The organism is Dorea sp. AF24-7LB (assembly GCF_003478575.1).
Taxonomy (GTDB): domain Bacteria; phylum Bacillota; class Clostridia; order Lachnospirales; family Lachnospiraceae; genus Dorea_D; species Dorea_D hominis.
In genome coordinates this window covers 130,826-143,611 of record NZ_QUFR01000002.1, presented here as the reverse complement: position 1 = coordinate 143,611, position 12,786 = coordinate 130,826, and the positions used below count along the sequence as shown (strand labels likewise).

The 12,786-nt window shown below is 44.1% G+C and carries 12 protein-coding genes; all 12 read left to right on the top strand.

The annotated features are described in order from the left end of the window. The first annotated feature begins 26 nt into the window (after nucleotides 1-26). The 12 genes from DWY31_RS03120 (at nucleotide 27) to tyrS (ending at nucleotide 12,721) form a co-directional block, all read left to right on the top strand. On the top strand, nucleotides 27-656 hold the full coding sequence (locus DWY31_RS03120; protein WP_021860102.1) for a hypothetical protein: 630 nt from the start codon (nucleotides 27-29) through the stop codon (nucleotides 654-656). A gap of 162 nt (nucleotides 657-818) precedes the next feature. Next, nucleotides 819-1,340: a peptidylprolyl isomerase gene (locus tag DWY31_RS03115; RefSeq protein WP_117536826.1), complete on the top strand. Its 522-nt coding sequence runs from the start codon at nucleotides 819-821 to the stop codon at nucleotides 1,338-1,340. An 82-nt stretch (nucleotides 1,341-1,422) separates the two neighbouring features. Then, entirely contained in the window at nucleotides 1,423-2,274 is an 852-nt protein-coding gene (locus DWY31_RS03110) for an energy-coupling factor transporter ATPase (protein WP_021860104.1), read from the top strand. After that, nucleotides 2,259-3,113: an energy-coupling factor transporter ATPase gene (locus DWY31_RS03105; RefSeq protein WP_021860105.1), complete on the top strand. Its 855-nt coding sequence runs from the start codon at nucleotides 2,259-2,261 to the stop codon at nucleotides 3,111-3,113. The genes DWY31_RS03110 and DWY31_RS03105 overlap by 16 nt, the downstream gene beginning before the upstream one ends. Next, nucleotides 3,110-3,934 carry an energy-coupling factor transporter transmembrane component T family protein gene (locus DWY31_RS03100; RefSeq protein ID WP_118519497.1) on the top strand — a complete coding sequence of 275 codons (825 nt, stop codon included), beginning with the start codon at nucleotides 3,110-3,112 and terminating at the stop codon, nucleotides 3,932-3,934. Before DWY31_RS03105 ends, DWY31_RS03100 begins: the two co-directional genes overlap by 4 nt. A 75-nt stretch (nucleotides 3,935-4,009) precedes the next feature. Next, nucleotides 4,010-4,792, top strand: coding sequence for a tRNA pseudouridine(38-40) synthase TruA (gene truA, locus DWY31_RS03095; protein WP_118519496.1), 783 nt, complete (start codon nucleotides 4,010-4,012; stop codon nucleotides 4,790-4,792). 36 nt (nucleotides 4,793-4,828) lie between these two features. After that, nucleotides 4,829-5,593, top strand: coding sequence for an acyl-CoA dehydratase activase (locus DWY31_RS03090; protein ID WP_117537102.1), 765 nt, complete (start codon nucleotides 4,829-4,831; stop codon nucleotides 5,591-5,593). A 107-nt stretch (nucleotides 5,594-5,700) separates the two neighbouring features. Further along, nucleotides 5,701-7,683, top strand: a complete 1,983-nt coding sequence (locus DWY31_RS03085) for a sodium-translocating pyrophosphatase (protein ID WP_117536823.1) — start codon at nucleotides 5,701-5,703, stop codon at nucleotides 7,681-7,683. 314 nt (nucleotides 7,684-7,997) lie between these two features. Further along, complete coding sequence (locus DWY31_RS03080) at nucleotides 7,998-9,107, top strand: CobW family GTP-binding protein (protein WP_118519495.1); 1,110 nt, start codon at nucleotides 7,998-8,000, stop codon at nucleotides 9,105-9,107. 52 nt (nucleotides 9,108-9,159) lie between these two features. Beyond that, entirely contained in the window at nucleotides 9,160-10,104 is a 945-nt protein-coding gene (locus tag DWY31_RS03075) for a TIGR03943 family putative permease subunit (RefSeq protein WP_021860111.1), read from the top strand. A 156-nt stretch (nucleotides 10,105-10,260) separates the two neighbouring features. Next, the gene (locus tag DWY31_RS03070; protein WP_021860112.1) at nucleotides 10,261-11,025 is read left to right on the top strand and encodes a DUF5714 domain-containing protein; all 765 of its coding nucleotides are present in this window, start codon (nucleotides 10,261-10,263) and stop codon (nucleotides 11,023-11,025) included. Between the two features lie 472 nt (nucleotides 11,026-11,497). Continuing rightward, nucleotides 11,498-12,721 (top strand): tyrosine--tRNA ligase, encoded by a 1,224-nt coding sequence (gene tyrS, locus DWY31_RS03065; protein WP_118519494.1) that lies wholly within the window; start codon nucleotides 11,498-11,500, stop codon nucleotides 12,719-12,721. Nucleotides 12,722-12,786: the final 65 nt, after the last annotated feature.

The following is a 12,786-nucleotide window of genomic DNA, read 5'->3' as shown; positions in this document are numbered from 1 at the left end:
AATAAAAACAAGAAGGTGAACAGACAATGAAGAAAGAGCTGGAATATTTCGCTATTGAGGGGGCATTTGGCGGAAATCAGGACTGGTTCAGTAATGTAGTTATGAATATGGGGGGCTGTGCTGCGGCAACGGCGTGCGACAGCTGTATCTATTTTGCAAAATATATGGGAATGCGTGCATTGTATCCCTACGATATCAACAATCTGACAAAAGAAGATTACAAGCGGTTCAGCCAGGTGATGAAGCCTTACATCCGTCCAAGAGTAGGCGGTGTCCGCAAATTATCCTGGTATGTGGATGGGTTCAGCAAATATATAGCGGCTGTGCAGGCGAAGCTGGATATAGAAGAAGCCGGATTTTTAAATATACGCATGCAGGAAATATCCGGTGATGTAGAATATGCAGAGGCATACCGGCGGATCAAGAGCCAGATCGATGCAGGACTTCCGGTTCCGTATCTGATGTTGAAACATAAGAATACCGAAGAATTTAAGGATTTCACATGGCACTGGTTCCTGGTTGTCGGTTATGAAGAGAAGGATGAAGATATGCTCATCCGTATTGCGACATATGGCGAGGAAATTTGGCTGTCGCTCCGGAAAATGTGGGCCACCGGCTATGAGGAAAAAGGCGGGATAGTGTTGTATACGATTTAATTTTTAATTTGGGACGGGGATTTTCTAGAAAATCCCCGTCCCAAATTAAAATTCCCCTGTCCCTTTTTAGAAAATCCCTGTCCCCTCTTTACGAAAAACTGTTTTTCAGTTACAATAATAGCCGAGTATGTAAAATTACAGGAAAAAGTGAGGATATAAAAAATGGCAAATCCAGTAGTTACAATTGAAATGGAAAATGGAGATATTATGAAAGCGGAGCTGTATCCTGAGATTGCACCGAATACAGTAAACAATTTCGTTTCTCTCGTTAATAAAGGATTCTACAACGGACTGATCTTTCATCGTGTGATCAGTGGATTCATGATCCAGGGCGGATGTCCGGATGGAACAGGAATGGGTGGTCCGGGATATACGATCCGCGGCGAATTCATGCAGAATGGTTATGCGAACAGCCTTGCGCACACAGAAGGTGTACTGTCTATGGCAAGAGCCATGCACCCGGATTCAGCAGGATCCCAGTTTTTCATCATGCACAAGAACTCCCCACATCTGGACGGCGCTTATGCTGCATTTGGTAAGATCATCGAAGGTATGGATGTGGTAAATAAGATTGCTGCAACCGATACAGATTACAGTGACAGACCGTTAGAAGAACAGAAGATGAAGAGTGTAACGGTTGAGACATTCGGAGAGACTTATCCTGAGCCGGAGAAAGTTTCATAATAAGATGAAAGAAACAAAGAAGACCGTGTGCTGCACCTTGCCGGGTGCAGCCTGATATTTTATGGCTGGAGGCATATAACAGATGGATATGGTTCAGACAGATAATCTGATATTTGAATATGAGAAGCGGGATGAAGAAGGTAACGTGACCGGAACGTACCGCGCAATTGACGGGGTGAATATAAACGCCAGAGAAGGGCAGTTTATTGCCATTTTGGGACATAACGGTTCCGGAAAATCAACGCTGGCAAAGCATATGAATGCAATATTAGTTCCAACCGGCGGCACGATGTGGGTGAGCGGTTGGAATACAAAAGAACCGGAGCATCTGTGGGATGTCAGACAGTCGGCGGGAATGGTATTTCAGAATCCGGACAATCAGATTATCGGAACAGTTGTGGAAGAAGATGTAGGATTCGGTCCGGAGAACCTTGGAGTTCCAACAGATGAGATCTGGACACGTGTGGAAGAAAGTCTGAAAGCAGTCGGCATGCTGGAATACAGACACCATTCGCCAAACAAGCTGTCCGGCGGACAGAAGCAGCGTGTGGCAATTGCGGGCGTAGTGGCGATGGAGCCGAAGTGTATCGTGCTTGATGAGCCTACCGCGATGCTGGATCCGGTCGGAAGAAAAGAAGTTCTGAAAACAGTTCAGAAGTTAAGAAAAGAGAAACATGTGACGGTGATCCTGATCACGCACTATATGGAAGAAGTCATCGATGCGGATCAGATCTATGTTATGGATCATGGTCATGTAGTTATGCAAGGAACACCGAAGAAGATATTTTCGCAGGTAGATAAATTAAAAGAGTACCGCCTGGATGTACCGCAGGTGACACTCCTTGCAGATACACTTCGTAAACAGGGAGTGGATATTCCGGAAGGAATTCTGCGAAAGGAAGAGTTGGTGGAAGCATTATGTCGATTAAATTAGAACATTTGAATTATGTATACAGTGCAGGAACCGCTTACGAAAAACAGGCATTGAAGGATGTATGTCTGGAAATTCCGCACGGAGAATTTGTAGGGATCATCGGTCATACAGGATCGGGCAAATCCACGCTGATTCAGCATCTGAATGGACTGGTAAAGGCGACATCCGGTGCACTTTATTATGATGGCAAGAATATTTACGAACCGGGATATAATATGCGTGAACTGAGAAATCAGGTCGGACTTGTATTTCAGTATCCGGAGCATCAGCTTTTTGAAGTGGATGTTATGAGTGATGTCTGCTTTGGTCCGAAGAATCAGGGACTGAATCCGGATCAGTGTATGGAATGTGCGCTGGAGGCATTGAAACTTGTTGGATTAAAAGAAAAATATTACAATTCTTCGCCTTTCGAACTCTCGGGTGGGCAGAAAAGACGTGTAGCGATTGCAGGTGTGCTTGCCATGCATCCGAAGGTACTTGTACTGGATGAACCGACAGCGGGACTGGATCCGAAAGGACGTGATGACATTCTGGATCAGATCGCTTATCTGCATACGCAGAGAGATATGACAGTTATTCTGGTGTCCCACAGTATGGAGGATATTGCCAGATATGCTGATCGCATTATCGTTATGAATAAAGGCGAAGTGATGTACAATGACTGTCCGCGCAAGGTATTTGAACATTATCGGGAGTTGGAGCAGGTAGGGCTTGCAGCACCGCAGGTAACTTATATTATGCATGATCTGAAAGAACAGGGATTTGCAGTGGAACCAAATGTAACAACCGTGGAAGAGGCGGCTGCGCAGATTAAGAAGGCACTGGAGAAGAGAAAATGATTCGAGATATTACAATAGGACAATATTATCCGGCAAAAAGTGTGGTCCACAGACTGGATCCGAGAGTAAAACTGATATGTACACTGCTGTATCTGATCTCGCTTTTCTTATTCAGCAGTATTCCGGGATATCTTGTGGCAACGGTATTTCTGGTCTGTGTGATCCACATTTCCAAAGTTCCTTTTTCTTATATTGTAAAAGGACTGAAGCCGGTGATCATGCTGCTTATGATTACAGTATTATTTAACCTGTTTCTGACAAGACAGGGAGACGTGCTGTTTCATGCATGGATCTTTACAATCACAGAAGGTGGTCTTCGTACTGCAGTATATATGGCAATCCGGCTTGTTTATCTGATTATTGGTTCTTCGCTGATGACATTTACGACAACACCGAATGAGCTGACAGATGGGATCGAAGCGGTGCTTCATCCACTGAATAAAATTCATGTGCCGGTACATGAGATTGCAATGATGATGTCAATCGCACTCCGGTTTATTCCGATTTTGCTGGAAGAGACAGATAAGATCATGAAAGCACAGCTTGCAAGAGGTGCGGATTTCGAGAGCGGTAATATACTGCAGAGAGCGAAAAGCATGGTGCCGATCCTGGTACCGTTGTTTGTATCGGCATTCCGCCGTGCAAATGACCTTGCGATGGCGATGGAAGCCAGGTGCTACAGGGGCGGCGATGGGCGCACGAAGATGAAGCCACTTCGCTATAAGAGCAGAGATTATGCGGCTTATATCATTGTGATTGCATATGTGGTCGCAGTGGTCGCGATCGGTCGTGGTGTGCAGTTGCATATCTGGGTATTTTAAATAAGCGGTGATGGCATCAACAGAAGAATCAATGTGAAATGATGGCAGTATTTTTAAAGTTCCAGGAGAACATAAATGAGCAGAAGAGTGAAATTAACGGTTGCCTATGACGGTACGGATTACTGCGGATGGCAGATTCAGCCGAATGGAATCACCGTAGAAGAAGTATTAAATAAAAAAATCAGTAAGCTGACGGGAGAGGATATCCGGATCATCGGAGCAAGCCGTACAGATTCCGGTGTGCATGCACTGGGAAATGTTGCCGTTTTTGATACGGAGTCTTCCATTCCGCCGGAGCGCATGGCTTATGCATTGAATCAGAAACTGCCGGATGATATTGTCATCCGGCAGTCTTGTCAGGTACCGGATGACTGGCACCCGCGTTATCAGGATCATGTAGTTAAAACATATGAATATCACATTTGTAATGCGCCGGTGCCAAATCCGCTGAAACGAAGATACAGTACACATGTTTCGTTTCCGATGGATGTAGAAGCGATGAAAAAAGGTGCAGCGTATCTGATCGGGGAGCATGATTTTGTGAGTTTCTGCAATATTAAGACAAACGTGGAAGACACAGTGCGTACGGTTTATGCGCTGGATATCATGCAGGAAGGGGAAGATATTACCCTTCGAATCACGGGAAATGGATTTCTCTATAATATGGTCCGTATCATTGCCGGGACGCTGATACGTGTCGGTAGGGGATTTTACGAACCGGAACGGGTAAAAGAGATTCTGGATGAGAAGGTCCGTACAGCAGCAGGCGTTACAGCACCGCCGAACGGACTTGTACTTGTGGAAATCGGCTATGATGATTCGGAAAATGGTGGATATTCCGAAGAAGAACGAAGATAAATGTGGAAAAGTCAGCAAAAAGAGCAGGAGATTAAGATGTATTACGTAGGAATTGATATTGGTTCAACCGCTTCTAAAGTAGTTGTGCGTGGAGAAAAAGAATTACATTTCGTTTTGCCAACAGGATGGAGCAGCAAGGAGACCTGTCAGATCATTAAAGAAAAATTAGAGACAGAAAATATAGATGTTCTGTCGGATGAGACAAAAGTAGTGGCAACCGGATATGGACGTGTTGCGGTTGAGTTCGCAGATTTTGTTATCACAGAGATTACCTGTCATGCAAGAGGGGGACGCGAAATGGCGGGTGATGACTGCACGATCATTGACGTAGGCGGTCAGGATACAAAAGTAATTCTTGTGGAACATGGAATGGTACGGGATTTTCTGATGAATGATAAATGTTCAGCGGGAACGGGAAAATTTCTGGAAGTTATGGCAAACCGTCTCGGCGTGACGCTTCAGGAACTGTTTGAACTGGCAGCGGAAGGGGAAGTGCTTCCAATCAGTTCTCTGTGTACGGTATTTGCAGAGTCAGAAGTCATTAATTATATTGGAGAAGGAAAGAAAAGAGAAGACATTGCAGCGGGCGTTGTAGATTCAGTGGCAGCCAAAGTTGCCCAACTCAGCCAGAGAAAAACACTTTCCGATAAGGTGATCCTGACAGGCGGTTTAAGTGACAGTGTCTATTTTACAGATATTTTGTCAAAGAAGTTAGGATGTGTGGTTGAGACAACGAAAAATGGAAGATACGCAGGTGCTTTGGGGGCAGCACTGCTTGCGAAAGAGAAGAAAAAACGTTAAAACAGGAGGAATAACAAGAAAATTCACAAAAATCTAAAAAAAGTCTTTTTATTTTTTCTGCAAATATGGTATTATAGATAACACTAATCTATTGGGAGGTTAAGTATATGGAAAATCTTTTTGTGATTGTTCCGGTATTCGGAGTTGTCGCATTGCTTTTTGCCGCATATCTTGCAGCAAAAGTAAGCAGACAGAGTGCCGGTAACGAAAGGATGAGAGAGATCGCAGGAGCGATCAGTGAAGGAGCCCAGGCCTTCCTCACAGCAGAATACAAGATCCTTGTCGTATTCGTGCTGATTTTATTCATCTTGATCGGAGTCGGGATCAAGAGTTGGGTAACTGCTGTATGTTTTGTTGTGGGAGCATTATTCTCCACACTGGCTGGTTACTGTGGTATGACTGTAGCAACGAAGGCAAATGTCAGAACAGCGAATGCTGCAAAAGAGTCCGGTATGAACCGTGCACTCTCCATCGCATTTTCAGGTGGTGCTGTAATGGGGATGTGTGTAGCAGGACTTGGTGTTCTCGGAGTAAGCGCAATCTATGTGATCACGAAGAACGTAGAAGTCCTTTCCGGATTCAGTTTAGGTGCTTCTTCTATTGCATTATTTGCCCGTGTTGGTGGTGGTATTTATACAAAAGCTGCTGACGTTGGAGCGGATCTTGTTGGTAAGGTAGAAGCAGGAATCCCGGAAGATGATCCGCGTAACCCGGCCGTAATCGCTGATAACGTAGGAGATAACGTAGGTGATGTTGCCGGTATGGGAGCGGACCTTTTCGAGTCTTATGTTGGTGCGCTGATTTCTGCGCTGACACTCGGAGTTGTGTATTTCCAGGTATCCGGAGCACTGTTCCCGCTTCTGATCTCAGGATTGGGACTGATCTCATCTGTTCTTGGTACATTCTTTGTTAAGGGTGATGAGAACTCCAACCCACACAAAGCACTGAAGATGGGATCTTATGTATCCAGTATTCTGGTATTGATCGTTGCGTTTTTTGCAAGCAAATACTGCTTTGGTAATTTTAACGCAGCAATCTCTGTAACAGCAGGACTGATCGTTGGTCTTCTGATCGGTATCATCACAGAAGTTTATACTTCAGGTGATTACAAATCTGTAAAAGAGATCGCAGAACAGTCTGAGACAGGATCTGCAACAACGATCATCAGTGGTATTGCTGTTGGTATGAAGTCTACAGCTATTCCGATCCTACTGATCTGCGTAGGTATTTTTGTGGCTTATACAGTCAGTGGACTTTACGGAATCGCTCTGGCGGCAGTCGGTATGCTGTCTACAACTGCAATTACAGTTGCTGTAGACGCATATGGACCGATCGCAGACAATGCCGGTGGTATCGCTGAGATGTCAGGTCTTGATCCAAGTGTTCGTAAGATCACGGACAAGCTGGATGCTGTTGGTAACACAACTGCAGCTATGGGTAAAGGATTTGCCATCGGTTCTGCAGCGCTTACAGCACTTGCTTTATTTGTATCTTATGCAGAAGCAGTTCAGTTAAAGAACATTGATATTCTGGACAGCCGTGTAATCATTGGATTATTTATCGGTGGTATGCTTCCGTTCCTGTTCTCTGCTATGACAATGTCTTCTGTATCGAAGGCTGCATATCAGATGATCGAGGAAGTAAGACGTCAGTTCAAAGAAATGCCTGGCATTATGGATGGAAAAGAGAAGCCGGATTACAAGTCCTGCGTAGCGATTTCCACAACAGCAGCACTTCACGAGATGCTGGTTCCTGGTGTGATGGCAGTACTGTCACCGCTTGCAGTTGGTCTGTTACTTGGACCATCCGCGCTTGGCGGACTTCTGGCAGGAGCACTTGTAACAGGTGTTATGATGGCAATTTTCATGTCTAATGCAGGTGGTGCATGGGACAATGCGAAGAAGTACATCGAAGATGGCAATCATGGTGGAAAAGGAAGTGAGGCTCACAAAGCAGCCGTTGTCGGAGATACCGTTGGTGATCCGTTTAAAGATACTTCCGGACCGTCTATTAACATTCTGATTAAGTTAATGACGATCGTATCACTTGTATTTGCACCATTATTCCTGTCTGTAGGCGGAATCCTGTAAGGTGATCCACAAGATAATCAAACAAAACTAATAAGATAAGTGGTCGGTCAGAGTCTGTCACACTGGGCAGTGAAATAAGGCTTTGTTCGTTAAAATTAAAAATTTCATATGGTATAACAAAAGAAGCAGTATTTTCAGGGGGATAAAAATACTGCTTCTTTTTCACGTACTGACAATTTTATAGAAAATTCATATTCTTTTTTCTCATGAAGCCGGGAAAGGTCTAGAAGACAGGGCAAGTTTGTGGTAAGATAAGAAACGGAGATTAAACGCAACTAATATGCAAATGTATAAAGAAAAGAGGTAACTATATAATGACAAAAGTAGATATTATTTCCGGATTCCTCGGAGCCGGAAAGACAACATTTATTAAACAACTGGTACAGGATGTATTCGCAGGAGAGAAACTGGTTCTGATTGAGAATGAATTTGGTGAGATTGGAATTGACGGTGGTTTCTTAAAAGATGCAGGAATTGAGATTACAGAGATGAACTCCGGATGCATCTGCTGTACACTGGTTGGAGATTTTAGTAAGGCGCTCGTGAAAGTTCTGGATGAGTACAAACCGGACCGTGTAATCATCGAGCCTTCAGGAGTTGGAAAATTATCCGATGTAGCAAGAGCAATCGAAGACGTGAAGAAAGATGCAGATATCGAGATTGAAGGAAGAATTACGATCGTTGATGGTAAGAAAGCTAAGATGTATCTGAAGAATTTTGGCGAGTTCTTTAAGGATCAGGTAGAGCATGCTTCTACAATCGTTGTCAGCCGTACACAGATGATGACAGATGAGAAAGTAGAAGATTGTGTAAAGATGCTGCGTGAAGAGAATGAGAAGGCAGCAATTATTTCCACACCGTGGGATCAGCTTGGAAAAGAAGCAATCCAGCATGCACTTCATGCAGGAGCAGAGATCGAAGGGCTGTTCGAGGATAAAGAAGGTCATGGACATCATGAGCATCACCATGATCACGATCACGACCATGAGGAGCACGGCTGCTGCGGACATCATGAACATCACCATGATCACGATCATGACCATGAGGAGCACGGCTGCTGTGGACATCATGAGCATCATCACGATCACGACCATGAGTGTGGATGTGGCTGCGGACATGACCACGATCACCATCATCACCATCATGCAGATGATGTGTTTACAAGCTGGGGCAAGGAGACTGCTCACAAGTATGCAGAAGAAGAGCTGGATTTGATCCTGAAAGCATTATCAGAGACAGATGGTTATGGAACAATCCTTCGTTCCAAAGGAATTATCGCTATGGAAGACGGAACATGGAGACAGTTTGACCTTGTGCCGGAAGAGTACGAGACTCGTGAGTGCCAGGCAGATTATACAGGACGTATCTGTGTCATTGGTACAGATTTGAAAGAAGAAGACCTGATGAAGTTATTCCATTTATAAAATATCATTTTTAATGATGGAGTTTTAAATCAGGATATAGAAGGAGAAACAAATGGGAACAACACCGATTTTTATTTGTACCGGATTTCTGGACAGTGGTAAGACAACACTGATCAAAGATACTTTGATGACACAGGACTGGATCGAACCGGGACTTACACTTCTGATCGTATGTGAGGAAGGTGAGAAAGAGTTTTCACCGGAATATTTGAAGATGAAGAATATGGTAATGCTGCAGGTAGAAGAGGAAGAGCAGCTGAATCCTACATTTTTCAAAAATTGTTTGAAGAATTACCAGCCGACACAGGTTGTGATTGAGTTCAATGGTATGTGGAAGTTGGAAAAACTGATTAAGATGCGTTACCCACGTGGATGGGAGATTCAGGGAATCTACTCTACTGTGGACGGAACAACACTGGATATGTATCTGACAAATATGCGTAATATGCTGATGGAGCAGCTGACAGAATCTTCACTGATCATTGTTAACCGCTGTGACCGCAACATGAGCCGTGCCGGATTCCGCCGTGCCTTGAAGGTACAGAATCCGATGGCACAGCTGATTTTTGAAGATCTGGAAGGCAAGATCATTGAACCGTCAGAGGACGATCTTCCATATGATGTAAAGGGAGACAAGATTGTGATTGAGGATATGGATTTCGGTGTATGGTATGTAGATGCATATGATCATCCGGAATTGTATCTGCACAAGGAAGTTGAATTTACAGCGCAGGTACTTATCCCGAGAGGAATGGGAGATGACATGTTTGTGCCGGTGCGTAAGATTATGACCTGTTGTGCAAATGATGTCCGTTATTACGGATATCCGTGCAAGATCACAGATGGAACAAAGGTTAAGAAGAATCAGTGGGTACATGTGCGGGCAAGATTTGAGTATGAAGCAGTCATGTATCCGGACCGTAAGCAGCCGGTACTTTATCTGGAAGAACTGACAGAGGCGGAGAAACCGAAAGATGATGTAGTATTTTTGGGATAATATAATTACAGACAGATCTGTCTTTTCAGGCAGATCTGTTATTATATAATAAGCCTCTGGCGAGATGCACACTCGCATGAGAGGTAGAGTGTTTCATATAACCGCGCTCCTGGCATGAGAATATGCAAGGCACATTAAAAAAAGGAGAGAAAAGGTATGGCGAGAGGAGAAGGCGCCTGTCTGGTGTGTGGGAAATCGTTAGTATACACAGAGAAGGCAGAAAAGCTAGAATGTCAGATGTGCCATCAGATATTTGAAAGTTATGCGTGCTGTGAAGATGGACATTATGTATGTGATAGCTGTCATGAGAAAAAAGGCGTAGAAGTGATCATGGAAGAAACGGGCAAAACGACTTCGGTGAATCCGATTGAGATTATGCAGGAGATTATGGAGAATCCATACATTTACATGCATGGACCGGAACATCATATTCTTGTCGGAGCAGCACTTCTGGCGGCATATAAAAATGCAGGCGGAAAAGTGGATTCTTTTGAAGACGCACTGGAAGAAATGCGGCATCGTGGCAGTGAATATCCGGGTGGTGCCTGTGGAATGTGGGGCTGCTGTGGAGCTGCAGTGAGTACGGGCATTTTCATGAGCATTATTTTAAAGGCTACACCGCTTACCGGAAAATCCTGGGGAAGAGCAAACCGCATGACTGCCAGAGCATTAGAGGCAATCGGTGAGGCGGGCGGTCCAAGATGCTGTAAACGGGATTCCTTCAAGGCTGTGACAGAAGCAGTGAATTTTGTGGAGAAAGAGTTGGGGGTGAAGATGGAACTGCCAGAGAAGATATGTTGTACATTTTCAGATGAAAATGCACAATGCCTGAAAGCACAGTGCCCGTATTATAAGAATTATGAGAGTACGAAATACGGAGCAATTCGTAAGGTCTCTTCTGATCCTGCATTATTACAATAAGGCGTGACTGGGAATGGGCATATTATTTTGGGAATATTGCCGGGACATTTCAGGCAATAAAAGCCTTGACAAATATCTGCAAATAAGTTAGTCTTTAAACGATATGAGAATATTTACAAAGGCGAAGAAGAGAAGAAGTAACAGTCTTGACACCTGTACAGAGAGTTGCCGGCTGGTGAGAGGCGCACAAAGGACATGGTTGCGAATACATCCCGGAGCTGCGCACCGAAGAAGCGCATGTATGGTTTCATAAGATACCTGCATAGAAGCGTTTTGTAGGCTGTGACGTGTGGCATACGTTATGTGCACAGGTTTGTGAACACGCAGACCTTCTGAGGCTGATAAGCGTAAGCATATCGGTGAATATAAGGTGGTAACACGATAATCTCGTCCTTATCTGATTGTTTGATCAGGTAAGGACTTTTTTTGCGTGAAAGTAAATCTTAAGATAAGAAAAGGAGAGGACAGGAAAATGGGAATTTATGAAGAGTTAAAAGCCCGCGGACTGATCGCGCAGGTAACAGACGAAGAACGGATCAGAGATTTGGTAAATAATGGAAAAGCAACATTCTATATTGGATTTGATCCGACAGCAGACAGCCTTCATGTCGGACATTTCATGGCATTGTGCCTGATGAAACGTCTTCAGGAAGCAGGAAATAAACCGATTGCTCTGATCGGTGGAGGAACAGCGATGATCGGAGATCCATCTGGTCGTACAGATATGCGTCAGATGATGACACCGGAGACAATCCAGCATAACTGTGACTGCTTTAAAAAGCAGATGAGCCGTTTTATTGATTTCTCAGATGGAAAAGCATTGATGGTAAATAATGCAGACTGGCTGATGGATCTGAACTACATTGAAGTACTTCGTGAAGTAGGTGCTCATTTCAGTGTAAACCGTATGCTGACTGCTGAATGTTACAAACAGAGAATGGAGAAAGGATTAAGTTTCCTTGAGTTTAACTACATGATCATGCAGGCATATGATTTCTATGAGCTATTCCAGAAATATGGATGTAATCTGGAATTTGGTGGAGATGACCAGTGGAGCAACATGCTTGCAGGTACAGAACTGATTCGCCGTAAACTTGGGAAAGACGCAAGTGCGATGACGATTACACTGCTTCTGAACTCAGAAGGCAAGAAGATGGGTAAAACACAGAGTGGTGCCGTATGGCTTGATCCGGAGAAGACTTCTCCATTTGATTTCTATCAGTACTGGAGAAATGTTGCAGATGCAGACGTTCTGAAATGTATCCGTATGCTGACATTCCTTCCGCTGGAAGAGATTGACAAGATGGACAGCTGGGAAGGCGTACAGTTAAATACAGCCAAAGAGATTCTTGCTTATGAACTGACAAAACTTGTCCATGGTGAAGAAGAGGCTGTGAAAGCGCAGGAAGCTGCAAGAGCACTGTTCAGCAAAGGTGCTGCCGCTGATATGCCGACAGCAGAACTTACAGCTGATGACATGACAGATGGTGAGATTGACATTATGACAATGCTTGTAAAAGCCGGACTGGTTCCATCCAAATCAGAAGCACGCCGTGCAGTACAGCAGGGCGGAGTTGCTGTTGATGGTGAAAAAGTTACAGATATCCATGCAGCGTTTAAGGCAGAAGATATGAGCGGAGAAGGTCTTGTACTGAAAAAAGGAAAGAAGAATTTCCGTAAAGTGCTCATGAAATAATCCGGAATTATAATTGCAAAGTACAAAGAACAATATATGAAAAATAAAAAATCAGAAAGCAGGCG

What these genes read in the sequence shown, in the direction of transcription:
- DWY31_RS03115 (WP_117536826.1), top strand. Translation starts at nt 819, where the DNA reads ATGGCAAATCCAGTAGTTACAATTGAAATGGAAAATGGAGATATTATG.
- DWY31_RS03110 (WP_021860104.1), top strand. Translation starts at nt 1,423, where the DNA reads ATGGATATGGTTCAGACAGATAATCTGATATTTGAATATGAGAAGCGG.
- DWY31_RS03100 (WP_118519497.1), top strand. Translation starts at nt 3,110, where the DNA reads ATGATTCGAGATATTACAATAGGACAATATTATCCGGCAAAAAGTGTG.
- DWY31_RS03070 (WP_021860112.1), top strand. Translation starts at nt 10,261, where the DNA reads ATGGCGAGAGGAGAAGGCGCCTGTCTGGTGTGTGGGAAATCGTTAGTA.
- DWY31_RS03075 (WP_021860111.1), top strand. Translation starts at nt 9,160, where the DNA reads ATGGGAACAACACCGATTTTTATTTGTACCGGATTTCTGGACAGTGGT.
- DWY31_RS03090 (WP_117537102.1), top strand. Translation starts at nt 4,829, where the DNA reads ATGTATTACGTAGGAATTGATATTGGTTCAACCGCTTCTAAAGTAGTT.
- DWY31_RS03105 (WP_021860105.1), top strand. Translation starts at nt 2,259, where the DNA reads ATGTCGATTAAATTAGAACATTTGAATTATGTATACAGTGCAGGAACC.
- tyrS (WP_118519494.1), top strand. Translation starts at nt 11,498, where the DNA reads ATGGGAATTTATGAAGAGTTAAAAGCCCGCGGACTGATCGCGCAGGTA.
- truA (WP_118519496.1), top strand. Translation starts at nt 4,010, where the DNA reads ATGAGCAGAAGAGTGAAATTAACGGTTGCCTATGACGGTACGGATTAC.
- DWY31_RS03080 (WP_118519495.1), top strand. Translation starts at nt 7,998, where the DNA reads ATGACAAAAGTAGATATTATTTCCGGATTCCTCGGAGCCGGAAAGACA.
- DWY31_RS03120 (WP_021860102.1), top strand. Translation starts at nt 27, where the DNA reads ATGAAGAAAGAGCTGGAATATTTCGCTATTGAGGGGGCATTTGGCGGA.
- DWY31_RS03085 (WP_117536823.1), top strand. Translation starts at nt 5,701, where the DNA reads ATGGAAAATCTTTTTGTGATTGTTCCGGTATTCGGAGTTGTCGCATTG.